Consider the following 26,224-nt stretch of genomic DNA (forward strand, 5'->3'; position numbering starts at 1 on the left):
GTTCACCTTTTTTCTACATTTTTAGAACAATCTCCACTCGGCCAACCCTTCCCCTACAATCCTATTCAAAAATCAGCATTTCATGAACAAAAAAATGCCAGGCTAAACGCCTGGCCCGCTCCCTTATAAATAATTAATTCCGATTAAATATATCCAGTTTCTTTTCCGTCATTTCCTCAATCGGTTATTATACACCTTCGGCCTGCTTAATGGTGTTTTCCACTGCCGATAAGGTCTCTGATAAAATCTTCATCATTTGTACGATTTCTTCTTGATTAATAATTAATGGCGGGGCAAATACAATCGTGTCCTGGCCATCAAATACGACGGCACGGACTACCACTCCCCTTTTAGCCGCTTCCGAAACAATCAGTGGAGCGAGTGGAGTGGCGAAACGCTCGTTTGTCTGCCGATCTTTCACAATTTCAATCGCCCCCATAAGACCCAAGGCCCTAACTTCACCAATCATGCTATGTTTGCTTTGAAGCTGCCTAAATCCGGCCAGCATTTCCGCTCCCATTTGCTTCGCATTTTCAATCAAATTTTCACGTTCGATGATTTCAAGATTTTTCAAAGCCACACTGCAAGCCATCGCATGGCCGCTGTACGTATACCCATGCAATAATGTGCCTGTAGAGAGCTCTTTAAAATCCTGGTGCATTTTTTCCGAAATCATCACACCGCCAAGCTGGGCATAGCCACTTGTTACGCCTTTTGCAAAGCACATCATATCTGGCACAACTCCATAATGCTCGATTCCAAAATAGGTGCCTGTCCGTCCAAATCCAGTTATAACTTCATCGGTAATCCATAATATCCCGTATTGGTCGCAAATCTCCCGGATCTCTTTAAAATAGTGTTCAGGTGCGATATGAACGCCGCCGGCACCCTGAACAGGTTCAGCGACAAAAGCGGCAATTGTGTCAGCGCCTTCTATTTCGATTAACTCGCGTAATGCGGACGTTGAAAAATGATCCACATAATAAAAGTCAGGAGCTAATGAGTTCGTAAAATCCCGGAACGGCTTTAAACCTGTTGCGCTCGTTGCCCCCATCGCCACCCCATGGTAGGACTTCGTTCTCGTGATGATTTTCTTCTTTTCCGGCTGCCCTTTTAATATCCAATAATGCCGGGCAAGCTTATATGCGGTATCATTCGATTCCGAACCTCCTGAAGTAAAAAACGTTGCCGTTAAATTGCCCGGTGCGATTTCTGCCAATTTCGCCGCCAAGCGGATGGCCGGTTCATTGCTGTAGGTCGAAAAACAAGAGTTAAACGCTAATTTGGACATCTGTTCCATCGCTGTTTTTCCGATTTCCTCCCGGCCATGCCCAATGTTCACATTCCACAAAGAAGACATGCCATCTATAACCCTATTTCCTTTAATATCTTCTAAAAATACCCCTTCACCCTTTGTAAAAATAAAGCCGGGGCCATCAGTCTGTTGCTGCTGGATTGGTGAAGTCGGATGTAAAAAATGCTTTTTATCTAATTCTTCTAATTCACGTACGTAGTTTTCCATCTGAATAACTCCCTTTTTAAAAATTGATTTACCTTTATTAATGCAAAAAGCATGCCAACTTTTTCAGCCTGAAAAATCGCTAGTTTAAGGAGCGTTGATTTAATTTTTAATCATTATTAATTTAATTATTGATTAATTGTCCGATTTGATTGAAAATTTAATCAAAAGGGGGTTTATGTATGAACGATGAAGTTAAACTCGAACTCAATAAAATCATTGAAACCTCAAACAATAACATTACAGTCACCGATGAGAATGGCATCATCTTGCGCTCCAATCCGGAACATTGGGTCATGTATGGGTTAGAACCCGGATCCTATATCGGAAGGTCTGTCTATGAATTAGAAAAAGAAGGAATTCTCTCTCCTTCGATTAATGCCCTTGTCTTAAAAGAGAAAAAAATTATCCGGATTATGCAGCATACCCAGTCAGGAAAAGTCGTCATGTCGACTGGTTATCCTGTTTTTAATCAGGAAGGACGTTTAATCAGAGTGATCAGCTACAGCCAGGACCAAACAGAGATTGTGAAATTGCAGGAGCAATACAGCCAGCTGCAATCAAAGGTGGCCGGATTCCAAACTGAAGTAGAGGAGCTGCGCGAAAAAGACGCCAGCGATCGGCCGCTTTTATTCAGAAGCACGAGCATGCAGCAAATCTTTAAGACCCTGCAGCGAGTGGCTCCAACTGATGCGGCGATTTTATTTTTAGGGGAATCGGGTGTTGGAAAAAGTACATTGGCCCGATTTATACATGATCAAAGCGAGCGGCAAAAAGAACCTTTCATTGAAGTAAACTGCGGCACGATTCCTGAAGCGTTATTTGAATCGGAAATGTTCGGCTATGAGCCAGGTTCCTTTACAGGCGCACAAAAATCAGGAAAACAAGGCTTGATTGAGCAAGCAGACCAGGGAACGATTTTTTTAGATGAAATTGGCGAGCTACCATTAAACATGCAGGTAAAATTGCTAAAGGTTCTCCAAGAAAGAAAGTTCCTGCGAATCGGAGGAAAAAAAGAGCGCCAAGTTAATTTCCGCCTGATCACGGCTACGAACCAAAACCTGAAGCAGATGGTCGACGAGGGGAAATTCCGCTTGGACCTTTACTACCGCTTAAATGTCATTCCTATTCACATCCCTTCTTTAAAGGAAAGAAAAGATGACATCACGATTTTACTAAAGCATTACCTGGAATTACTGAATGCAAAATACAACGAGTCTAAAAAATTGCACACATCCACGTATGACTTATTAATTGATTATGAGTGGCCGGGCAATGTCCGTGAAATGGAGAATTTGCTGGAACGGCTGATCCTGACGATTGAAGATGATATGATTTTGCCTGAACATCTTCCTTTTGACTTTAAGAAAAATATGAAGGATCCCACATGGGTCCTTGCGAAGGATCGTATCGAAAAAAGGAATTTAAAAGAAGTGCTGGAGGAAGTAGAAATCGAGTTATTAGCAAAAGCGTACAGAGAGTGCAAAACCACCTACGAAATGGCGGAATATTTAGGCCTCAGCCAGCCTACTATTATTTATAAATTAAAAAAGTTTAAGGATCAGCTTTCTATATAATTTAAAAAGCCGAGAAGGATCTCGGCTTTTATTATTTTAAAATATCAAAGCGCTTTCATATGATTATTGCTTCAAGATAAATTTATAGCTGTCCCCTAATATATACTGTTTTCCTCTATGGACAGGCTGGCCGTTCTCATCTGTGACCGTTGTATCCATGAAAAAGAGGGGTTCGCCGCTTGCGATATTGAGCAGCTCCATTTCTTCATCGCCTGCCCTGACAATCTCCAAGGAAAGTTCGCTTGAACCGGCTGGTTTTACGCCCAGTTTTTCTTCCAATATCTTATAGATGGAGCCATCTAAATTTTCATTTAATAAAGAGTGATATTCTTTATAGGAAAAATAGTTGTTTTCAATCATGATTGGCGAATCGCCGGCATATCGGACTCTCTGGATAAATAACAGTGCATCTCCATCCTCAAGCTGGAGCATTGTTTGATCCTTTGAGGTTGGCTGGATAATTTCTTTTTTAATGACTTTGCTGCTCGCTTTTAATCCGTTCGCTTTACAAGCATCACTAAAGCTTAAAAAATGGACAATCTTTCTTTCAATTTTCCTTTTGTTTACGAATGTCCCTTTACCCTGCCTTTTTACAAGGTAGCCCTCTTCCACCAATTCGACAATGGCTTTTCTTACCGTAATCCTGCTAATTTTATATTCTTCGCTCAACTCTAATTCTGTTGGTATTTTATCACCAAACTTTAAATCTCCATTTACAATCGAACTGCGGATAGACTCCTTTAATTGAATATACAATGGAATTTGATCATCCTGTTTTAACATTTGTTTCACCTGCCTTCTATTAAAAATGTTTAGTTGGGATTTTCGGCATTTCCTTGATACTACTAAGTATATATAATTTCATTTACGCTATCAATTTTGTTTTTTATCCTTCTATTATGCTAGATAGGACCTCCAACGATTTTTCAATGGCAGCATCGGGGTTTTGAACGTATTGGTAGGATGTATATTCTAAAGTCAGAAACCCTTTATAGCCAATTTGGCTCAATTGATCGATGTATTTCTGTAATGGCAGCACACCATCCCCCCAGGCAAGGTGGCCCTCCGGTTTCCCATCGATGAAATGAATATGAACTAGGTCCTGATTTAATAGGTTATGATAATCAAGAAAATCCTCTTTTGTCAGCGCCATTGGAATCGTATCAATCATCCCTTTTAGATTAGGGCTATTGACTTCATCTAACATCGCTTTTAAGGACTTCGCATCGTTAACCAAATTGGACTCCATTCTCGTTAATGGTTCAAACGCAAGGGTTAAATCCAGCTCTGCCGCTATACCTGCTAATTTTTCCAATGAATCTCTCGTTCTTTTCCAGGCTTCCTGTCTATCTTCATTTTCATAGCCCCATCCAGGGGTAACTAACAGCATCGGTGCCTCTAATTCTTTTGCCGCTTCTGCTGATTTGATAAAGTATTGAATACTATTTTCACGTATCCTTTTCTCTTTTGCGGCAAGATTAATAGGGTAAACACACTGTTCTGGTGTAAAGCAGACCACCGATAAGTCTCTTCTATCAATTTCTTTTTTTACATTTCGAATATCCTGGATGCTCATTTCTTCTACATAAAAATGAGGAGAAGCCCCCCATAGTTCAATATTTTTAAATTCATAGCGAACCATTGCATCTAAAAAATATTCCAATGGATAGTGCTTATAATGGAAGTTCATCCCTGTAATCTGATCCCGAGTGATCTTTACCACGCTTCTTACCCTCCCCTTTTGCAAAAATATTCAAAATAAATATAACATTATATTATGTTATAAGTCAATTTAATATAAATTTTCATCTTGCTAATAAATTTAATGTTCAAAAAAGATTGACAATTATTCTGCTGGTAGTTAATATAATGTTATATAATGTATTATTATATTTCAAACCAAAGATTCTAAGGAGGAAAAATGAATGGTTAATTCACAAGTAGTTGTAGATCCACAGGTTCAAACGGTATTAGATGCTTTGAAAGGACGTACGATTGACCACGTATTTTTTGTAGCATGCGGCGGCTCTTCTGCCATTATGTATCCAAATAAGTACATAATGGACCGTGAAGCCCTTAATATTTCTTCAGATGTTTACAGTTCTAATGAATTCATTCATCGCAACCCTAGAAAACTTGGTGAAAATTCATTGGTTGTCCTATGCTCCATGTCTGGTACAACACCTGAAACCGTTAAAGCAGCGACATTTGCCCGTGAAAAAGGCGCATTAACTGTTGGCTTTACGAACCAGCCAACTTCTCCGCTGGCACAGGAAAGTGAATTTGTTGTTAAATATGAATGGGGCGCAGAATCTATTGCCTTTAATACAAATTTAGGTTTGCTTTATCAATTAACTTTAGGTGCCTTAAACGTATTAGAAGGAAACGATAAGTTTGAAAAATTGATCAACAGCTTACACAATCTCGAGGCTGTTTTTGAAAAGTCAAACAAGCAATATGAAAGCCAAGCACAACAATTTGGTCAAGATTACAAAGATGAAAAAGTCATTTATACAATGGCAAGTGGAGCTAACTATGGAATCGCCTACTCTTATGCAATTTGTATCCTAATGGAAATGCAATGGATCCATTCCAATGCTGTTCACTCCGGTGAATATTTCCATGGTCCATTCGAAATTATCGATAAGGATGTTCCATTTATTATCCTGCTTGGCTTGGATGAAACCCGTCCTCTTGATGAAAGAGCATTGGATTTCTCGAAGAAATACGGTGAAAAATTAGTTGTTTTAGACGCTAAGGATCTTGATCTGACTGGCATAGACGAAGAATTAAAAGGCTATATTGCTCCGCTGGTATTAAATAATATTCTACGCAGATATGCTGAACAGCTTGCAGAAGCCCGTAATCATCCTCTGTCAAAAAGACGTTATATGTGGAAAGTGGAATACTAATCCATTGGAGCTCCTCAAGTTAGACTTGAGGGGCTTTTTCTTTACTGTTGTTTTAGGCCATCACAAGACAATACGTGACCGGTTTATCTTCTCAAGCCCTTTTTCGGACACATAGACCTTTTCTACGTGACCATTTCCTCTGCTCCAGACCTTTTTCGGGCACGTAGAGCCTTTCTACGTGACCATTTCCTCTGCTCCAGACCTTTCCCAGGCACGTAGGAACGCAACGGAGCAAAAAAAGACCAGCCCCATAGGACCGGCCACCATCAAATACATAGATTACCCAATGACAATCCTTTTCTCCCGCTTCTTGCCATGGCCAAATGCGCCAAAGCGTCCGCACGTTTCAGCCGCAGCCGCAGCACCCCTTTGCATCGCAGCCTTTGCATCACCATGCTGGACGTACTCCTTTAAGAACACAGCCACAAACGTATCGCCTGCTCCTAATGTATCAACGACATCGGCATCGGCAATTCCATGTTCATAAACCTGACGGGAATCCGAAAATACCGATCCCTCTGAACCTCTGGTTACGATCACATTTGGTGTTCCTGCTGCATGAACTTTCGCGATCAGCGCTTCACACTCTTGCTTCGTTAAATCGCCTCCAGAGAAGATTGCAAATTTGACATGGGGACAAACCAGCTCCAAATACTCATCATCGTACCTTGTTGAAAAATCAAAGGAAATATCGATGTATGTTTTCAATAAAGGCAGTTCCTTTTCGATATAGCTATATACACTTGTGTGCAGCAATGAGAAAGTATTAATAAACTCCAATTCCGCTTCTGCAAAATTCAGTTTTACAAGCTTTTGAACCCCGCCCTTATTCGAGCCTACAAACTTCCGATCTCCTTGCTCGTCTAAAGTGACAACAGCCTCACCCGATGGTCCAAACACTTTACGAACCTGGGAAACATCGATATTTTCCTGCTTTAACGAACTGACGATATGATCGCCCTCTTCATCATTCCCGACAATTCCAATATAGGAAACGAACTCGGCGCCATATCGTTTCCAAAATACCGCTACATTGACGGCATTTCCGCCCGGGAACATCTCCCCGCGGTCTTCATAGTAATCTACTACGTTATCCCCAACAGCAATTAACTTCATAATTGAATCCTCCCATTCGTTGAATAGCAGAAAGATACAACGAAACATTGTATCTTCCCGCAAATTATTTTAATAAGTTACCGTACGATAATATCTTCTAATTTCTAACGAGTGATTACGTTTATCTTCTAAATGGACGCTGAGTCTTTGAAGCTGAGTAGATGTAACGATTGGTGACAAATATTTTCTAAACTCTTCGCTGATCCCTTCTAACTCGTAATCCTTCGTATCAAGGATTGTTACTTTCTTCGTATACTTTTCTGAAAAGCGCTCCACACGTTCCATCAGCGGGCGCGTTTCATCTTCACCCGTTAGGAGAATCATGCTTGTGTTTTCATCGACTAACTCCAATGTGCCATGGAAGAATTCTGCTGCGTGAATCGATTTTGTTTTGATCCACTGCATTTCCTCCAACACACACATCGCATAGGAGTAAGCGCGTCCCCAAGTTGACCCGGAACCCACCACCATATGATAAGGCTCATCTTTATAGGCAACCGCAAATGCTTCTGCCCTAGCTTCGAACTGTTCTTTTACTTCGATTAATTTTTCAGGAAGTACCTCTAATTGGGCTGCAAATGCCTCATAGTTAGGGAAATCGCCATTTTTATTCATTAGTTTAAAAATCAACAAATAGAGCACTAACTGATTGGAATCGCTGGCAAAATCATTTTCTGCAAAATTCACAAGAGGAAAATCAACTGTATCAGCAAGCGGCTTATTGTATTCGCCTGTCAAGCCAATCGTTGTCGCTCCCCTTTCTTTACAGTATTTTGCTGCAGCGACCGTCTCTTCTGTCGTTCCAGATAGTGACGAAAGAATCACAAGTGAATCTGAAGTAAACTGTTTATGATTTTGCAGCACAAATTCCGCTGCAATTTCCGCATAGGCAGGAATCGTTGATGTCGAGTTGATCATATATTCAAACGGATAAAAAGTGGCTACCGCCCCGCCTGATCCAATTAAGAAAATATTTTTAAATCCTTTTTCATAAACCTGGTCAGCAACCTTCTCAATTTCCTCTCTAAGGCCCACAGCGCCGCCAGTTACTGTAAGATATTTTTCCCTGTTAAAATTCAACATTACTTTCACTCCCTTTGATTTATATGTAATACATTATAATACGTTATACATTTATTCGAGAAGCAGGGGGAGGATTCCCCCTTTTATCCCTTGACGCTTCCTTCAGCCAAACCGCGGACAAAGTATTTCTGCATGAAAATAAAAATCACAATAAGCGGCAGTGCTGAAATCACTAGTCCTGCCATTAATACTCCCCAGTTAGTATTAAGCGCATCTTTAAAGACTAATAGACCAGAAGTTATCGGCTTTAATTCCTCTGTTTGTATGAAGATGATAGAAAATAAGAACTCGTTCCACGCATAATAAGCGGTTAAAATGATACCCGTGAACATAATCGGTTTGCTCATTGGCATGTAGATTCTTGCGAATACATCCAAGCTTGTCGCCCCATCCAGAAACGCGGATTCTTCCAGCTCTTTCGGAATCGACAAGAAGAAGGACCGGATTAAGAGAACCGTTAATGGAATCCGATAAGCCGTAAAGGTTAATATCAGAGCCCAATGTGTATCAAAAATCCCCATTTTTTGAACTAATTCATAAAGAGGGATTAAACTGCTCTGTGGTGAAAACATCAGGCCGGCTGAAACGAAAAGCAGAAGGAACTTGCCGCCTTTAAGTTGATAGCGAGTCAAACCAAAGGCACAGGCTGCACTGATTAAAACCGTCAGAATACACGTGCCTCCCGTGATAATCAAGCTATTAACGAAGTAACTTGAAACCCCTTGTTCCCAGGCGGTCGTATAGTTTGAAAAGAGCCATTCTTTCGGAAGTCCCCAGCTGTCGTTAAAAATCTCAGCCGTGTTTTTAAAAGAATTGACAATCATCCAAAATAAAGGATAGGCAATGGCAATAAAGTACAGAGTAAGGAAAAGAAAGATTAGTCCGACTGTTATTGATAAGCCTGGCTTTCTTTTGGAAGCCTTAAAGTTTTTATTCGGAAACTTTAAGATCTTTCCGCCGGGACTAACCATTTGTGAATCTTCATGTGCTTCCATCGGCTTCATCTTTACTCCTCCCCTGTTTTTAAGAACTTATTTTGGATAAAGTAGAAAATGAGTGTGATACCCAAAATCACGTTGGCAATCGCTGAAGCAAACCCAGGTTCATTGTCGATAAAGGCCTTCTGGTATAGATATGTACTAAATACTTGTGACGAGTTACTAGGACCACCAGCTGTTAATACATATACTTCACTGAACACCAAGAAGGAGCCTGTCACTGTATAGATTAATAGAACAAACGTCATTTCTTTTACCTGTGGAACCGTAATGCTAAAGAATGTCCGGATTTTACCCGCTCCATCGATCGTCGCTGCTTCGTATAATTCCCCAGGGACTTTTTGAACCGCCAGCACATACAACATAACGGTATAACCGATACTTTGCCATTGGGAAACAGCAATGACAGCAAAAATAGATGTTTTTGGATTTCCTAGCCAGCCTTCCGTCCATTCACCCAAACCTACCAATCTTAGAAAGCTATTTAGCAAGCCGACATCTGGATTATAGATAAAGCTAAAGAGGATCCCAATAACCGTCATTGAAATGAGAACCGGGATAAAAAAGGTTGTCCGGAAGAAGGTGGAAAATCTCCTGAAAATCTTATCTTCTAATATCGCTGCAATCACTAATCCAAGCCCAACCTGGAGGATAACGGAGATAATGGCGTATAGGAGATTGTTCTTCAGTACCGTGAAGAAGACGGGATCTTTAAACAAGCGTGTATAGTTATCTAGTGAAACAAAGCTTCTATCTAATGTGAATGGGTTCCATTCATAAAAGCCATTAATGATATTTCGAACCAAAGGATAGTATACAAATAGGGCCAGCATCAATAAGGCGGGTGCCATATAAATAAGCGGGACTATTCTCGTTCTACGCATCTATACCCCTCCCATCAACATCTATGAAAATGTCGGTTTAATAGGAAGCTAGTTTCCTATTAACCGACACCTTCTAGAATTCATTATTCTTTATTACTTTACTTGCTTCGCTGCATCCTGGACGGCCTTCATGATTTGTTCAGGCTTCATCGTGCCGCCAATCATAGCTTGAACGCCATCTCCATAAGGCTTGAAAATTCGAGTATCTAATGCGCTGTCTGTCCAGATCAGCATGTTTGGCTGTTCTTTAATCATATCCATCGCTTTTACATCAGCTTCCGTTGCGGTATTGGCATTAACCGCTCCTTCAACTGTACTTGGCATACCGGTATCCTTAGCTAATTTCTCCCCGTTTGCCTTAGAAGTTAAGAATTTTAAGAACTCGACTGCTTCTTTAGGGTGTTGGGATTTGCTGTGAACCATAAATCCTTCTGGAGCCCCTATTAAGCCTCCCTGGTCTCCTTTAGCACCATCGATGGTCGGTACTTTAAAGGAATCCCACTTAAACGCAGCGTTTTTCATATACGTAATTTCCTGTGTTTCTAGGAACATGATCGCGGCTTTTCCGCCAAGGAATAAGTTTCTTGCTTCATCATGTGCAGTCGCATTTGGATTTTCATTAAAGAATGGACGTAATTCATCGAGCTTCTTTAATGCCTCAACATAACTAGGATCCGTGAACTCTGCTCCCTTAAAGCTTAAATCTTTTGCTAACACATCCTGTGGTACAATTCTTTGATTCAATGCTGTTACATAGTGAGCAGCTGCCCATGGTGATTTATTTCCTAAGATGATTGGAGTTTGTCCGCTCTTTTTAATGGTTTTAAGTACAGTGATAAACTCATCCCATGTAGTTGGTGCTTTCAAACCTAATTTATCAAATAGATCTTTGTTGTAGAAGAATAGTTTACTGTCGGTAAATAGTGGAACACCATAGGTTTTATCATCCTTTTGGAAGAATTTCACCTGTGATGCGATTAAATTGTCTGACCAGGCTTTGTCATCTTGGTAGTATTTTGTAAGGTCTAAAGCTACACCATCACGAATAAACTTTTGACCATATTCACCAGCCCAAGTAAAGAAAACATCCGGTGGATTCTTGCTTCCAAGAAGTACGTTTGCCTTTTGTTTGTAATCATCGTTTAACGCTGTTACCTGTTCAACATGAACGTCTGGATGCTGTTTTTCAAACTCTTTAATCACACTATTAAAATATGTTTTGTACGGCTCATTTGGCCATCGGTAGAAAAATGTGATCGTTTTCTTTCCATTTTCCGATTTGGATGAGGTAGAGCTGCTTGACGAACATCCTGCTAGTATTAATGACATTACCATGAAAATACCAACTGCTAGAGTAAACCAACGTTTCACATACATACCCCCAATTATTTATTCCTTATACAACTCATCTAAAACGCTTTCATCTTTGAATAAGTTCAGTATTGCAGCTCTTTAGCCTCCCTCTCTATGGAACACGTTATATCTCATGTCCAATTGTATTATAAGATTATATTACATACTATAACGTTTGAAGTCAATATCGAAATAAGGGGAATTTTCAAATTATTTTTTATACAACTTCCTTTCTATGGATAAAACTACATAGGTATACTACGATAGTTTATTTATAAGATAAAATACCACAAAATCAATAATTATAATAGTTAAAATATTATTACGATTACAGTTCTTTATTTCCATTTTCACAAAACTGCTATAGAATAAGAAAAAGCCAGTCAAATGACTGGCTTCATTAGGAATACTATTAATTTGAATTCGCCGACATTCCGCCATCAATCCGATGCTGGCTGCCGCTAATAAAAGAACTATCATCGGAAGCAAGGAATAATACCAGGTTCGCAACATCAATCGGCTCCGCGTAACGGCCGAATGGAATCAGTCCAGCAAACATTTCCCTTGCCTTTTCTGACTCACCCGGGTTCATGGCCTCTTCAATCGACCTCATCATTCTTGTATTCACACTTGTCGGGTGAATCGAATTGACCCTTACATTGGCATGTGCCGCCTCATTGGCCGCTGTTTTTGTCAGCCCGACGACAGCATGCTTGGCCGCTACATATGGCCCTAAGTCCGTATACCCCATCCAGCTGGCATCTGACGCCGTATTAATGATGCTGCCACTTCGTTGTTCCATCATGATCGGCAATACATGCTTTAAGCCTAAAAACACACCCCGTACATTGACATTCATCACCTTATCAAAATCCTCAACCGCTACATCCACGAGCTTGCAAATCGGCCCTTCAATTCCGGCATTGTTAAAGAAAATATCAATTTTCCCAAAATGGTCCATGGTCGTTCTGACATATTTCATCGTGTCCTCTTCTTCAGAAACATCCGCCTGTACGACAAGAACCTCACCGAAAATCTCGAGCTCTGCCTTGGCCTTGAGCAGTTTTTCCTCGGTTTGCCCGACTAAAACAACCTTCGCCCCTTCTTTTAAAAATAACCCGGCCGTTTCAATTCCGATTCCGCCAGCGCCGCCTGTAATTATCGCTACTTTTCCATCTAATTTCCCCATTATGTATCCCCTCTCTTCATCAGCCAAAAAGGCAGCAAATTAAGCTGCTGCCTTTTTGAAGAATTTTTTGAAGTTAAGTTCGTCTGGATTTGCGACTGTAATAATCGAACCTACAATAATCATGACACTGCAAATGAGCAGTTTTGCTGTAACCGGACTTCCAAAGAAGATAAACCCGAAGAAAATTGTCCAAGACACATAAGTAATATTGATGGCCATCGCTCTAGTCGGCCCGATTTCGTTAATCGCTTTGTAGTAGCCTAAGTAAGAAACGGCGCCACATAATCCGACTAATGCAATATAGATCATTTCTTTAGACATGATAATGTCACCTACTACGGCATATCCGCCAAAGATTGGAATAATGATCAATCCGAATACCAAGGCAGAAGTAACTTGTCGAATCTGTAACGCGTGTTCTGGTGTCACATCATCCTTCATCCCATAAGCGCAGATGACACATTCCATCCCCCAGCCGAATACCGAACCTAAAGCAAAGATGAACCCTAAGGTTGCGTTAGGACCAAGCTCCCCGCTTGAATACCCTAAAATAAAGATAAAGAGGATACTCACAAACAGCCCAATCCAGTTTCGGACGGATAGTTTATCTTTTAACCATAAGAAGGCAAACAAGGCGCCAACAGCCGGATAGACGGCCGAAATCGAAGCCGTATACGAAGCCCCAATATACTTTACTGCTAAAACGTAACAGGTCATACCGACCGGCCCGCCCATTAACGCTGCCAGCATGACATATCGGCCGCTGCGTGTCTTCATTTTCGCGAACGAGTTCTTTAGTTCGCCTTTAAATGCCATATAAATCATTACCCAAACGGCTGAAAAGGCATCATGGAAATAGGTACTGATCAGCGGTGCTAAAAAGATAATTTGGTCCGTTGACACAAATAAAGTATGTGCTAGGATCACTCCAATAAAAACCGTATCTAACGCCCAGGTCATTGCCGAAATGACGGCAGCTATAGTTCCTTTAGTTTTTGTATTCAAGCACTTTTCCCTCCCCTAGAACCTTCTTAATATTTTCTTTAGCACGGTCGAAACGATGAATTCCGTATGAACCGAAATCATCACCTGCTGCTTCCTTTATGACCGTCCAGGTGCTCCATAAGAAATCCTGGAAGATCTTGTTCATTAAGATTCTTGTTTTGATCTCTTCCTTAACTTCTTCTCCCTTAAAGTAATGGGATAAGAACAATTCCTCGTCTTCCGGAGAAAACACACTTTCCATCGAATGTGCCGCGATGTCCCACATTGGATCACTCAAGCCGCTGTATTCCCAGTCAATTAGATAAAGTCTTTCGCCGCTTTTCACCATGTTTTCGGCAACAGGGTCAACATGGCATGGAACAAACTGAATATTCATCGCTTTATAAATCTTCTCGATTTCCTTCACCTGATTGCGTACTTCCTCATATCCTTCATAAAATTGGCCTTCCGCTTCGATGACTAATTGTTCATATTTATCCATTTCCTTAAATACATCCCACGTATTTTCCATAGGGATGTTTGACTGATGCAGCGTGCGAAGTCGGTCCGTCGTCAGCTCCATGATGTCTTCTCGCTTACACATTTTCCCGTTTAACGTTTCGGCATTTGGAATAATCTCCGAAATCTTCACACCCGTTTCGGCATTAAAATAAATTAATGGCGAATCGAGCCCGATTTCACTGACAAGATTAGAATTGATTTTTTCTGCAAATCTATTAATCATGGCTTCCGTTCCAACACCTGGAATCCGCAATACATAGTCCTTTTGATTCGTTAAGGTAATCTTGAAGTTTTTATTTGTCATTCCGCCAAAAGGAACAATGCTCTCAATCTCAGCTTCGCTTACATTTAACGCTTTTGTGACCAGCTCATGAATTTGCTCTTTTTTAAATTGAGCTTCCCTGCGTTTTAATTTTGGCAGCACAACATTTCTGGCATTAATATAATCTTCAGTGGTATCGATATCCGTCCAGATTAAGTCATTCATTTTAACAAAGCCGACATTATACTCTCTTGCAACATCCAACAGTAAGTATTCATAGTTTAAATAAGGGTTTTTATTCTCTTTATATTCCTCTGTCATTTTAGAAAAAACTTCAAAGGAAAGCTTACTGATGCCGACCATTTCGCCATCAACCTTATTAAATTGCGCGATATCCTTCGAAATTTTATATAAATAGCCGTTCTTTAACTCAACAAAAGCCTCGGCTCCGGATCCGCTTTCATTTGTAAGCAAAATGCAGGACCTTTGGCTATTTTCGAGTAATTGATCAAAAGTCTCTTCCTCTGTGTAGATATCATGCTCTACCAACAGGAAATCGCCTGTTATGTATTCTGCTGCACAGGCAAGCGATGCCATCGAACCCGTCCACTTGTACTTGTTGTTTTCGGCTAAATAAACTCCTTCTACATCCTTTAAGAAATCAAAGGCTTCCTTCTTATAGCCTGTTACGATGACAATTTTTTCGATTCCTTTTTGCTTTAATAGATTTAGGTGTCTAGTTAATAAATTACTATTATCCAGTTCAAGCAGGCTAACCGGCTCTTCAAAATCCACACTTTTTCCTGCCGCTAAAATAACCGCTTCACGGACTTTAAATTGATTTTCCATGTGGCGCCTCCCAAATGTTCACATTATGAATTAATTCAATTTTTGAACCCATTATTATCTTAGCAGTAAAACTGGGCTTTTGTAAATTAAATTTTTTCGAAAAATGTCGACATTTGGTGAGGCTTGTCCACCAAAAAATCCAATAAATGCAAAAAACCCCTCCAAAAACTGGAGGGGTTCCATTATATTCAAATTATTTCTTATCCGATACGGCGAGGCGATTGACGGCGCGTTGCAGGGCAAGCTCAGCACGTTTGAAATCAATATGATCCTGGCGCTGTTCTTGAAGACGCTGCTCAGCACGTTCTTTCGCTTTTAGCGCACGTGCAACATCAATTTCTGAACCTTTTTCAGCAGATTGGGCTAAAATCGTCACTTGGTCAGGACGGACTTCTAAAAATCCACCGCTAACCGCAACCAAATCTTCTTTCCCATCCTTCAACAGACGAACCGCGCTAATCTCAAGAGGAGCAACCAAAGGAATGTGGTCTGGCAAAATACCTAATTCACCAGCAATACCCTTTGCAATCACCATTTCCACTTCTGAGTCATACACCGGGCCATCGGGAGTAACAACATTGACTTTAATCGTCTTCATTTTTTACCCTCCTGGCGCACTTTAGACTTCTACACCCATGCGTTTTGCGGCCTCAACCACTTCTTCAATACGGCCGACTAAGCGGAACGCATCTTCTGGAAGGTGGTCGTACTTACCATCAAGGATTTCTTTGAATCCTTTAACCGTTTCCTTAACAGGCACATAAGATCCAGGCTGGCCAGTGAACTGTTCAGCAACGTGGAAGTTTTGTGATAAGAAGAACTGCAGACGTCGTGCACGAACTACGACTAACTTATCATCATCAGAAAGTTCATCCATACCAAGGATTGCGATAATATCCTGTAATTCACGGTAACGTTGTAATGTTTGCTGTACTTTACGAGATACATTGTAGTGCTCTTCGCCAACGATTTCAGGTGACAATGCACGAGAAGTCGAAGCAAGAGGATCCACCGCAGGGTAAATACCCATCTCAGAAAGCTTACGCTCAAGGTTTGTTGTTGCATCCAAGTGAGCGAAAGTCGTAGCCGGAGCCGGATCCGTATAGTCATCGGCTGGTACGTAGATCGCTTGAATCGATGTAACAGAACCTACGTTAGTAGATGTGATACGCTCTTGTAATTTACCCATTTCAGTAGCAAGAGTCGGCTGGTAACCTACCGCAGATGGCATACGGCCAAGTAAGGCAGATACCTCAGAACCTGCTTGCGTGAAACGGAAGATGTTATCCATGAAGAAAAGAACGTCCTGTCCTTGCTCATCACGGAAATATTCAGCCATTGTCAAACCAGTCAAAGCAACACGCATACGTGCTCCTGGCGGCTCGTTCATTTGTCCGAATACCATCGCTGTTTTCTTGATAACGCCTGAATCCGTCATTTCGTGGTAAAGGTCGTTACCTTCACGAGTACGCTCACCAACACCGGCGAATACGGAAATACCGCCGTGCTCTTGAGCGATGTTGTTGATTAATTCCTGGATTAATACGGTTTTACCTACACCGGCACCACCGAATAGACCGATCTTACCACCCTTAATATATGGAGCAAGCAAGTCTACTACCTTAATACCAGTTTCAAGGATTTCTACTTCAGTAGAAAGATTTTCGAATGTTGGTGCTTCGCGGTGAATGGAATCACGGCGCTCACTTGCCGGAATCTCTTCCTTCAAGTCAATAACATCACCTAATACGTTAAATACACGGCCAAGAGTTGGATCCCCAACCGGTACCGAAATCGGTGCACCAGTATCTTGTACTTCCAAACCGCGAGTTAAACCGTCAGTAGAAGCCATCGCAATCGTACGAACTGTATCATCACCTAAATGAAGGGCTACTTCAAGGGTTAAGTTGATATCAACTTCTGACTCATTACGCGCTTTGGAATTAATTCTTAAAGCGTTATAGATCTCAGGTAGTTTGCCGTTTTCAAATTTAACGTCAACAACCGGACCCATAATCTGAACAACGCGTCCAATGTTCATCGTTTTCCCTCCTATCTTACTCTTTGAACAAATCCGTGAGGGATTCTGGCAATCACCTCACGAAAAATTTATTTAAACTGCAAGGCTGGCCTCACGCCAACCCACTATATGACTTCGATTACTGTCCAGCTACAGCGCCTAGGGGCTCGGGGTCATAAGCCAATCCGTCGAGAATGTTAAAAAGCAACCTTCACGCCGGCTCGTCTTATGCCTGTCGCCCCTGTTCAAGGCGCTTCCGCATTTCTATTCTAATGCCGCCGCACCGCCGACGATTTCCGCAATTTCCTGCGTGATCGCTGCCTGACGGGCACGGTTGTAAATAAGCGAGTAGTTCTTGATCATTTCTTTTGCATTATCGGTTGCGTTCTTCATCGCCGTCATCCGGGCAGCATGCTCACTTGCTTTACTGTCTAAAAGAGCACCGTAAATTAAGCTTTCTGCATATTGCGGCAGGAGAACTTCAAGAATTTCTTCTGGAGACGGTTCAAATTCATAAGAAGCAAGCTCTTTTGAAGAAGTGATATCCGATAGCGGAAGCAGCTTCTTCTCCGTTACTTCTTGAGAAATCGCACTGATATAATGGCTGTAGTAAATATATAGTTCATCGAATGTGCCGTCCGCGAACATGCCAACCGTACTGGAAGCAATTTCTTTAATGTCGTTGAAGTTCGGCTGATCGGAAACCCCCGTAATCTCAAGAGCTACTTTGATGCCGCGCTTCAAGAAAAAGTCACGTGCCACACGTCCGACTGCAATAATCGCAAACTCATCATTCGATTTATGACGTTCTTGAATGGTTTGATAGACACGACGGATGACGTTGCTGTTAAACGCTCCAGCAAGACCACGGTCGGATGTCATAACAACATAACCCGTTTTCTTTACTTCACGGGCTTCAAGCATTGGGTGAGCCACACCTTGTGCCCCCGAAGCGATTGCCGCCGTTACTTCCTGGATTTTTTCCATGTACGGTACGAATGACTTTGCATTCATAACGCCGCGGTTCCATTTCGCAGCTGACGTCATCTCCATCGCTTTGGTGATCTGACTCATCTTTTTCGTAGAATTAATACTATTTTTTATATCACGTAATGATGCCATAGGTTCTCACCACCCTCATTCAAAGAATGTTTAGCATCAGCACCTCTTGAGCAAGGTGCTGGTGCCGAAACTTATGTCAGACCCTATACTTATTCGGAAACTGCAAACGTCTTTTTGAAGTCGTTGATTGCAGAAGCCATATCGTCATCAGAAGGAAGATCCTTCGTCTTTGTAATATGGTCTAACACCTCTTTGCGGTTGTGGTCTAACCAGTTTAAGAATTCAGATTCAAAGCGACGAATATCTACTAAAGGAATATCATCTAAGAATCCGCGTGTTAATGCATATAGAATCGCTACTTGCTTTTCAACAGAAAGCGGCTTGTTAAGATCTTGTTTTAATACTTCAACCGTACGGGCACCACGAGCAAGCTTTGCTTGTGTTGCTTTATCAAGGTCAGAACCGAACTGAGCAAATGCTTCAAGTTCACGGTATGATGCAAGGTCAAGACGCAGTGTACCTGCAACCTTTTTCATCGCCTTGATTTGTGCGGATCCACCTACACGGGATACAGAAAGACCGGCATTGATCGCTGGACGTACGCCAGAGAAGAATAGGTCAGACTGCAAGAAGATTTGTCCATCTGTGATGGAGATAACGTTTGTTGGGATATAAGCAGAAACGTCACCTGCTTGTGTTTCGATGAACGGTAATGCTGTGATTGAACCGGCACCAAGTGTGTCGTTCAATTTCGCTGCACGCTCTAATAAGCGGGAGTGCAAGTAGAAAACATCCCCTGGATATGCTTCACGACCTGGAGGACGGCGAAGTAATAGGGAAAGCTCACGGTATGCAGCCGCTTGCTTAGATAAATCATCATATACGATTAAAACGTGCTTGCCGTTGTACATGAACTCTTCTGCCATTGATACACCCGCATATGGAGCTAAGAATAGCATTGGAGCTGGCTGTGATGCAGAAGCTGAAACAACGATTGTGTAATCTAATGCACCATTCTTACGAAGAGTTTCAACCGCGTTACGTACAGTTGATTCTTTTTGACCGATGGCAACATAGATACAAATCATGTTTTCGCTTTTTTGGTTCAAGATTGTGTCGATCGCAACAGATGTTTTACCTGTTTGACGGTCTCCGATAATTAACTCACGCTGACCGCGGCCGATTGGCACAAGCGCGTCAATCGCTTTAATACCCGTTTGTAATGGCTCATGAACGGATTTACGAGCCATAACGCCTGAAGCAACTACTTCAATTGGGCGAGTTTTAGTTGTGTTGATTGGACCCATACCATCAATTGGTTGTCCTAGAGAGTTTACAACGCGTCCAATAAGTTCCTCACCAACCGGAACCTCCATGATGCGTCCTGTACGGCGAACCTCGTCACCCTCACGGATTTCAGTGAAAGGTCCAAGGATAATGATACCGACGTTATTTTCTTCAAGGTTTTGTGCCATACCCATAACGCCGTTTGCAAATTCAACAAGTTCTCCAGCCATGACATTGTCGAGGCCATGAACACGAGCGATACCGTCACCTACGGAGATAACTGTACCGACATCAGTAACTTGAATTTCTGCCTGATAGTTTTCAATCTGCTTCTTTATCAGGGCACTGATTTCTTCAGCTTTGATGCTCATGAGTTTCACCCCTATCTACGATACTTTGCATATACTTTTCGCAACATGCGACTTTGATAATTGTCCAGCTCCGGCTCCCAGCGACTAGTGTACTTCGCTAAACGGTCGCCTCCGCTTTTCGTCTTAGCTTAACAATTTACGTTCTAAACGGTTCAACTTGCCGCGCAAGCTGCCGTCATATATACGATTTCCGATGCGGAGCTTGATGCCGCCGAGCAATTCGGAATCCACGATATTTTCAATTCTTAATGACTTCTTGCCAATTTTAGCAGCAAATGTTGTGGAAACAGCTTCTCTTTCAGCATCTGTCAACGGACGAATGCTGTAGACTTTTGCTTCCGCAATGCCCATTTCCTCATTTGCAAGCTCGATAAATTGGTTTACCACTTCAACGATTTCATCTTCGCGATGGCGGTCGATTAAAATCATCAACGTATTTAAAACATAAGCATTTACAGTTGAAAACGCATTACGGATGATTTCCTTTTTGTTTTCATTTGTAAGCTTTGAAGATTTTAAAACAGCCTTCAAATCAGCATTGTAATCCAAGACTTCCCGTACTACGCGAAGTTCTTCTTCTACGTTACTTAGAATCTGCTGTTCTTTTGAAATTTGAAAAAGAGCTGACGCGTAGCGTTTTGCTACCATAGAGTTGCTCATCGCTCTTCTCCTGCCTCTTTAAGATATTCGTTAATCAGCTGGTCTTGATCTTGTGCCGTCAATTCTTTTTCAATTACTTTAGAAGCAATTAAAACAGATAGTGAAGCAACCTGCTCGCGGATAGCGGCAACAGCTTTCTCTTTTTGCTGGTCAATTTCAAGCTTGGCAGCTTCTTTAATGCGTTCTGCCTCAGAGCGGGCCGCAACAACGATTTCTTCACGTTGAAGGTCGCCTTGCTTGCGCGCATTTTCCATTAAGACTTGTGCTTCTGCACGCGCTTCTTTTAAAAGACTTCTTTGCTCTTCTAAAAGCTTTTTCGCTTCCGCACGGCTTGATTCAGCCGCAGAGATTTCGCTAACAATATGCTCTTCACGCTGCTTCATAATGCCCATTAAAGGACCCCAAGCAAACTTTTTAAGCAATGCTAACAAAACGATGAATAAAATAAGCTGGAAAAGTATATCTCCGTAATTTACATGGTGGCCAGCTTCCGCTGCAGCCCCCAATACTAGACTGTTCGTTAACACCCCGGGTTCACTCCTTTCAAGAGTCGCTAAAGCGATAGTAAAACAACCATTTTAAAATAACAGACATAAAGTAATGGCGAAGTTTTTACGCGCTTCGCCATCTGGAGTTTTTGTCATTTTATCGGTTCAATACCATGAACGCAATTACAACACCGATGATCGGAAGGGCTTCAACTAACGCTACCCCGATGAACATAGTTGTTTGTAATAGACCACGAGCGTGTGGCTGACGAGCGATACCTTCTACTGTACGTCCTACGATTAGACCGTTACCGATACCTGCACCTACTGCTGCTAAACCGATTGCAATTGCTGCTGCTATAAGATTCATTATTTTGTTCCTCCTTAAAATTGTATGAATAAGTTTTTATTTTGTATAAAATTAATGGTCATGGCTGACTTTATGGGACAGATAAACCATTGTTAACATTGTGAAGATGTAAGCTTGGATACTGCCTACGAAAATCGAGAAACCTTGCCATACGAGTGTCAGCGGTATTGCTGCTATCATACCGGCGATACCTTGATGGGCTAATCCTGCTGCTAATAGTGATAGTAACAATTCACCAGCGTAAATGTTACCGTAAAGACGCAGACCTAATGTTAAGGTATTTGCAAATTCCTCAATGATCTTTAATGGGAATAAGAATTTCATCGGGCTGAAGAAGCCTTCTCCATAACCCTTTGCGCCTTTTAGCTTGACGCCGTAGAAATGGGATAACCCCACTACCAAACAGGCTAAAGTCAAGGTGATGACTGGGTCGGCTGTTGGCGATTTCCACCATAGCTTCTCGTCAACGACGATCGCAAACGGCAAACCTAACATATTGGAAACAAAAATATACATAATGAGCGTCAACCCTAGGACGTGGAATCTGCCGCCTTCCTTCCAATCCATCGTGCTGTTGATAATGCCTCTTACGAAATCAAGTACCCATTCTAAAAAGTTCTGCATTCCTGTTGGTTTCATTGCAAGCCTGCGGGTAGAAAGCACGGCAATTAGAAAAACAACCAAACTTGCAACTGTAATCATCAGGATATTGGCACCATTAAACCATAGACCCATAAATTCAAACTCAGGAGCTCCATGATGCATGTAAACTCACCTCGCTTCCCATTATTTATGTACATGCAACGCATGATAAAAATAATCTATCATAATGACAATATAGGATGTCATTAGTCCTACCACTACAAATGCGATGTGGAAGTACTCAGGGTATCGAAGCGCAATGACGCCCGCGATTCCGGCTGTCGCCATCCTTTGCAGCGACCCCAGGGAGCGTACCTTCTTCCCTTCTGAAACAGCTTTATCAAACCTTTCAGTCTTCCGCACCAATAACCAAAGATTCAGGAAACTGAAAACAGTCCCAAGAAACAGTCCAAGAAACACTGTTTTGTACTCGGTGAAGCCCCAGCCAAGAACATAAATGGACAACAAGTAGAAAATCCATTTCTTTTGCCTGTTGTACATCTTTCGAAAATCTGGCATCGTTATTTTTCTCCTGAATAAAAATGGCGGATTGAAATCAGCATGGAATATGTTCCCGCTGCAAGTCCAACAAGCAATCCGACTATTAAAAAAATTGGCTCGGTACCCCAATGTCGATCCAGCCATCTACCTGCAAATATACCTATGAGAATGGAACCAACTAACTGGGAGACAATTGCGGACATCAAAGCCATAGCTTGAAATGGGTTGCGGTTATTTTGACGCATACTATCGATCCTCACTCCAAGAGAATGTCAAGCGGGTAAGAGGTAAATTAATACGTCTAAAATGTATCAATTATGTGAAAACCCTATCATTTTACACCCTTTGTTAGCATACAATAGCGACTTGTCAATGTCAATGAATTTACGTGAAATATACCACAAACAATTTCCCATGATTTTTGGCATTTTTGGATTTTCGTTTCCACTATCATTGTATTGTAAATATTGAAGAATTTTTGACCTTTTTGTGTCTATTTTGTGAACAATGTTTTCAGAAATTTCGGGAAATAATTCTAATTTGGGATGGTGATCATCGTCTCCATAAAATCCTCCCTGCCCGCCTTTTTGGCAAACACTTTTGCCAAGTAAGTCCCCTTCGGCGGCAGCTGTTCTTCCGTGAGTACTTTTTCAAGCTGTCCTTTTTTTAGATTGGTTCCCGTATCGAGAAAACCAATGAACCGGTAATCCTCCGGGTTAAACAGGGCAATCCCGAATTCCTCTGCGCCGCCAGGCAAATACACTTCATATTTATACTGCCCCGGCTGATCTCCCTCCCCAAAATCAAAGCCCATCACCCGCGGGTAATTGGGTTCCTCGAGTACATAGAGATAGGGAATTTGAACCTTGGCCGCCCCCGCCTGCAGACTCAAGTATCCATCCTGAACCTTTCCTTTGAAAAGAGCCGGGTCCACCGTCAACTCCACCGTAACATCCTTAGTTTGCTTCGGCTCTAAGGTGAACGCCAGCGGCAGCCGCCATTCAAGCCCGTCGACATGGTGCGGGATATCAAACGTGTAACGGAGGGTGCGTCTGCTTGTGTTCTCTATCTTAAGGACGGACTTATGAACATCCTCTTCGTGAAATTTGCCAAAGTGGAGCGAGCTTGGGGTGACGAGTGATTCCGCCTTAACTGCCTCAGCCACCTGAATCCGTCCAGCCCCCTGTTCGTAGGTGCGATAAAAGGCAGCCGCTTTCGTTAATGGCTTAGCTGTATTCATCAACGCCGCCTTAATTTGCTCCGGCGTCCAATCAGGATGCGCCTGCTTTATCAGCGCACAGGCCCCGGCCACATGCGGCGCCGCCATACTTGTCCCCTGCAGGCTCAAGTATCCGCCCGGAATTGTCGAATTTATCGCCACCCCCGGCGCGATCAGGTCCGGCTTAATCTCCCATGTCCCCGTCACAGGCCCCCGCGAGCTGAAGTCCGCCAGCCGGTCCACTTCCTCCGTGACCTCAAGCCTTGCTTGTACACTTCGTTTACTTAATTCTTTTTTCAAAAAGACTCCGTCACCCTTCGCGAGTGCTCCGACCGGGAGGGTCAGCTGAGTTTCCAGGTTCCCCATGAAGCTGCCGCTCATATTATTGTAGATTAATACAGCCCTTGCCCCAGCCTTGAGGGCATTTTCCGCCTTTTCGCTGAACGTTATCGTGCCTCTTTTGATCAACGCAATTTTGCCTTGGACATTTTGAAGGTCCTGCGGCCGGCCGTTGCCGCCATCGACTAATTCTACGGATCGGTCCAGACTCCATTCAGCCGAGCCTTCGAGCGGCTGAATCCGAAATTTTTCCCGCGTTCCTTCTATTAATAATTTCGGGATTTTCATCGTCGGTGTCGAAGCGCCAACGGAGATGGCTTTTGAGGCGGTCCCTGGTGAGCCGACCGTCCACACATCCGGCCCAGAATTGCCGGAAGCCGCCACGGCAACAATTCCCTTATCAACGGCCCGGTTAAGTGCAAGACTGATCGGAAGGTCGGGGCCATTGATATCGTTCCCGAGTGAAAGGTTCACGATATCGACCTTGTCCTTGATTGCCTGTTCAATCGCCGCGAGCACCTGCTCCGTTGTCCCGCCGCCGCCCGGACCGAGCGCACGGTATGCGACGATCTTTGCCTCGGGGGCGACGCCTTTAATTTTTCCATTGGCGGCAATGATTCCGGCAACATGGGTGCCGTGGATGGTTGCTCTGCCAATAGCCTTCGTTTCCATTGGGTCGCGGTCATTATCGACAAGGTCGTGGCCGCCTGCATAATTTCGCTGCAGGTCGGGGTGCGTATAATCGACGCCTGTATCAATAACGCCCACCTTGACCCCCCTCCCCGTTAGTCGTTCGTTTTGTTCGTCAAAATACCTTCGTACTTCTTGGCCGCCAATAATTTTGACACTTTCCTCGGTTTCAGCCTGGTATTGGACAACGGGCGAGACATTCAGGATCCGTTTTTGTTGGGAGAGCTGCTCTATGCTTTCGGGGCTGCCTTCGATGGAAAATCCGTTAAGGGCCTCACGAAAAATACGGCGCAGCTTTACATGTTGGTAAGGTTTGATCAGTTGTCTGATTTCCTGCTCAGATTGCGGCTGATCAAGAACCACAATGGCAACCGATGTTGTTTTTGGAATGGGTGGATGAATTAGGATTTTTGAAGGTTGAAAGGCTTGTGCATGCTGTGGTTTGTAAGATACCGGAATTTGCATAGCCAAGAGCAGGCATAATAGAAGTTTCATGTGTAAATTTCCCCTTTTTCATATCGTTTTCATTGAGCGGGGAAAGTATGCAGCTAGCTTTAATAATTAACTAGTATGCAAAAGTTTTGTTCATTGCCCAAAAAGGAAGGAAGTAAGCTTCCACGGGCATTGAAAATAAAAAAGCCGAGCATTTCTACTCGACGTTTTCAAAAAATTTATTTTGTTCCAAACAAGCGGTCGCCGGCATCGCCAAGGCCTGGTACGATGTAGCCGTGGTCGTTCAATTTCTCGTCCAAAGCGGCGATGTAAATATCAACGTCCGGATGCTCGGTTTTTACAGCCTCGACGCCTTCTGGTGCGGCAATTAAACACATAAATTTGATGTTTTTGGCGCCGCGCTTTTTCAATGCATGGATCGCATCAATAGCTGAACCGCCGGTTGCGAGCATCGGGTCAACGACGATGAAATCGCGCTCTTCTACATCACTTGGAAGCTTCACATAGTATTCAACAGGCTTTAAGGTTTCCGGATCGCGGTATAAGCCGACGTGGCCAACCTTTGCAGCTGGAATACATTTTAACATCCCATCAACCATGCCGATTCCAGCGCGCAAAATCGGAACTAATCCTAATTTTTTCCCGGAAAGGACCTTTGATTTTGTCTTGCAAACCGGCGTTTCAATCTCGATATCTTCAAGCGGCATATCCCTTGTGATTTCAAACGCCATCAATGTAGCCACTTCATCAACGAGCTCGCGGAACTCCTTTGTTCCTGTATTTATGTCGCGTATGTACGTAAGTTTATGCTGGATAAGCGGATGGTCGAAGACGTATACCTTTGCCACAAAAATCGCCCCTTTTCGTAAAATTA

The 26,224-nt window shown here is 42.6% G+C and carries 25 protein-coding genes; 2 read left to right on the forward strand and 23 right to left on the reverse strand.

The genetic code is table 11. The features are described 5' to 3' along the window. Positions 1-187: 187 nt before the first annotated feature. Entirely contained in the window at positions 188-1,522 is a 1,335-nt protein-coding gene (locus LC455_RS24315; protein WP_223594864.1) for an aminotransferase family protein, read from the reverse strand. A 179-nt stretch (positions 1,523-1,701) separates the two neighbouring features. On the opposite strand from LC455_RS24315, the gene LC455_RS24320 reads away from it, so the two are divergent. After that, on the forward strand, positions 1,702-3,096 hold the full coding sequence (locus tag LC455_RS24320; protein WP_223594865.1) for a sigma-54 interaction domain-containing protein: 1,395 nt from the start codon (positions 1,702-1,704) through the stop codon (positions 3,094-3,096). Between the two features lie 63 nt (positions 3,097-3,159). Here LC455_RS24320 and LC455_RS24325 read toward each other — a convergent pair whose 3' ends face one another. Next, on the reverse strand, positions 3,160-3,879 hold the full coding sequence (locus LC455_RS24325; protein ID WP_223594866.1) for a GntR family transcriptional regulator: 720 nt from the start codon (positions 3,877-3,879) through the stop codon (positions 3,160-3,162). 103 nt (positions 3,880-3,982) lie between these two features. Next, positions 3,983-4,819: a sugar phosphate isomerase/epimerase family protein gene (locus LC455_RS24330; RefSeq protein WP_223594867.1), complete on the reverse strand. Its 837-nt coding sequence runs from the start codon at positions 4,817-4,819 to the stop codon at positions 3,983-3,985. A 202-nt stretch (positions 4,820-5,021) separates the two neighbouring features. On the opposite strand from LC455_RS24330, the gene LC455_RS24335 reads away from it, so the two are divergent. Then, the gene (locus LC455_RS24335; RefSeq protein ID WP_223594869.1) at positions 5,022-6,008 is read left to right on the forward strand and encodes an SIS domain-containing protein; all 987 of its coding nucleotides are present in this window, start codon (positions 5,022-5,024) and stop codon (positions 6,006-6,008) included. Positions 6,009-6,287: 279 nt separating this feature from the next. Here the strand turns inward: LC455_RS24335 and LC455_RS24340 are convergent, their stop codons facing one another. The 20 genes from LC455_RS24340 to upp all read right to left on the reverse strand — a co-directional run bounded on the left by LC455_RS24340 (position 6,288) and on the right by upp (position 26,198). Continuing rightward, positions 6,288-7,124, reverse strand: a complete 837-nt coding sequence (locus tag LC455_RS24340; protein ID WP_223594871.1) for a PfkB family carbohydrate kinase — start codon at positions 7,122-7,124, stop codon at positions 6,288-6,290. Positions 7,125-7,193: 69 nt separating this feature from the next. Beyond that, positions 7,194-8,207: an SIS domain-containing protein gene (locus tag LC455_RS24345; protein ID WP_223594873.1), complete on the reverse strand. Its 1,014-nt coding sequence runs from the start codon at positions 8,205-8,207 to the stop codon at positions 7,194-7,196. An 83-nt stretch (positions 8,208-8,290) separates the two neighbouring features. Next, positions 8,291-9,211, reverse strand: a complete 921-nt coding sequence (locus LC455_RS24350; protein ID WP_440446422.1) for a carbohydrate ABC transporter permease — start codon at positions 9,209-9,211, stop codon at positions 8,291-8,293. 2 nt (positions 9,212-9,213) lie between these two features. Further along, positions 9,214-10,089 carry a carbohydrate ABC transporter permease gene (locus tag LC455_RS24355; RefSeq protein WP_223594874.1) on the reverse strand — a complete coding sequence of 292 codons (876 nt, stop codon included), beginning with the start codon at positions 10,087-10,089 and terminating at the stop codon, positions 9,214-9,216. Between the two features lie 93 nt (positions 10,090-10,182). Next, positions 10,183-11,466: an ABC transporter substrate-binding protein gene (locus LC455_RS24360; RefSeq protein WP_223594875.1), complete on the reverse strand. Its 1,284-nt coding sequence runs from the start codon at positions 11,464-11,466 to the stop codon at positions 10,183-10,185. A gap of 388 nt (positions 11,467-11,854) precedes the next feature. Then, complete coding sequence (locus LC455_RS24365; RefSeq protein ID WP_223594876.1) at positions 11,855-12,631, reverse strand: SDR family NAD(P)-dependent oxidoreductase; 777 nt, start codon at positions 12,629-12,631, stop codon at positions 11,855-11,857. A gap of 39 nt (positions 12,632-12,670) precedes the next feature. After that, positions 12,671-13,636 carry a DMT family transporter gene (locus LC455_RS24370; protein ID WP_223594877.1) on the reverse strand — a complete coding sequence of 322 codons (966 nt, stop codon included), beginning with the start codon at positions 13,634-13,636 and terminating at the stop codon, positions 12,671-12,673. Further along, positions 13,620-15,248, reverse strand: a complete 1,629-nt coding sequence (locus LC455_RS24375; protein WP_223594878.1) for an NTP transferase domain-containing protein — start codon at positions 15,246-15,248, stop codon at positions 13,620-13,622. The genes LC455_RS24370 and LC455_RS24375 overlap by 17 nt, the downstream gene beginning before the upstream one ends. 193 nt (positions 15,249-15,441) lie before the next feature. Next, entirely contained in the window at positions 15,442-15,846 is a 405-nt protein-coding gene (locus tag LC455_RS24380) for a F0F1 ATP synthase subunit epsilon (RefSeq protein WP_223594879.1), read from the reverse strand. A 21-nt stretch (positions 15,847-15,867) separates the two neighbouring features. Then, on the reverse strand, positions 15,868-17,289 hold the full coding sequence (atpD, locus tag LC455_RS24385) for a F0F1 ATP synthase subunit beta (RefSeq protein WP_223594881.1): 1,422 nt from the start codon (positions 17,287-17,289) through the stop codon (positions 15,868-15,870). A 243-nt stretch (positions 17,290-17,532) separates the two neighbouring features. Continuing rightward, positions 17,533-18,390 carry an ATP synthase F1 subunit gamma gene (gene atpG / locus LC455_RS24390; protein ID WP_223594882.1) on the reverse strand — a complete coding sequence of 286 codons (858 nt, stop codon included), beginning with the start codon at positions 18,388-18,390 and terminating at the stop codon, positions 17,533-17,535. An 89-nt stretch (positions 18,391-18,479) separates the two neighbouring features. Further along, complete coding sequence (gene atpA / locus LC455_RS24395) at positions 18,480-19,988, reverse strand: F0F1 ATP synthase subunit alpha (protein ID WP_223594884.1); 1,509 nt, start codon at positions 19,986-19,988, stop codon at positions 18,480-18,482. A gap of 123 nt (positions 19,989-20,111) precedes the next feature. Continuing rightward, complete coding sequence (locus tag LC455_RS24400; protein ID WP_223594886.1) at positions 20,112-20,648, reverse strand: F0F1 ATP synthase subunit delta; 537 nt, start codon at positions 20,646-20,648, stop codon at positions 20,112-20,114. Next, on the reverse strand, positions 20,645-21,175 hold the full coding sequence (locus LC455_RS24405; RefSeq protein WP_223594888.1) for a F0F1 ATP synthase subunit B: 531 nt from the start codon (positions 21,173-21,175) through the stop codon (positions 20,645-20,647). The genes LC455_RS24400 and LC455_RS24405 overlap by 4 nt, the downstream gene beginning before the upstream one ends. 118 nt (positions 21,176-21,293) lie before the next feature. Then, entirely contained in the window at positions 21,294-21,506 is a 213-nt protein-coding gene (gene atpE / locus LC455_RS24410) for a F0F1 ATP synthase subunit C (protein WP_223594889.1), read from the reverse strand. Positions 21,507-21,557: 51 nt separating this feature from the next. Next, positions 21,558-22,271: a F0F1 ATP synthase subunit A gene (gene atpB, locus LC455_RS24415; RefSeq protein WP_223594891.1), complete on the reverse strand. Its 714-nt coding sequence runs from the start codon at positions 22,269-22,271 to the stop codon at positions 21,558-21,560. Positions 22,272-22,292: 21 nt separating this feature from the next. Then, complete coding sequence (locus LC455_RS24420; protein WP_223594892.1) at positions 22,293-22,667, reverse strand: ATP synthase subunit I; 375 nt, start codon at positions 22,665-22,667, stop codon at positions 22,293-22,295. Positions 22,668-22,669: 2 nt separating this feature from the next. Continuing rightward, complete coding sequence (locus LC455_RS24425; RefSeq protein ID WP_223594893.1) at positions 22,670-22,894, reverse strand: AtpZ/AtpI family protein; 225 nt, start codon at positions 22,892-22,894, stop codon at positions 22,670-22,672. Positions 22,895-23,184: 290 nt separating this feature from the next. After that, entirely contained in the window at positions 23,185-25,392 is a 2,208-nt protein-coding gene (locus LC455_RS24430) for a S8 family serine peptidase (RefSeq protein WP_440446423.1), read from the reverse strand. A gap of 176 nt (positions 25,393-25,568) precedes the next feature. Further along, positions 25,569-26,198, reverse strand: a complete 630-nt coding sequence (gene upp / locus LC455_RS24435; RefSeq protein WP_223594894.1) for a uracil phosphoribosyltransferase — start codon at positions 26,196-26,198, stop codon at positions 25,569-25,571. Positions 26,199-26,224: the final 26 nt, after the last annotated feature.

The sequence above is a fragment of the Neobacillus bataviensis genome, from assembly GCF_019969725.1.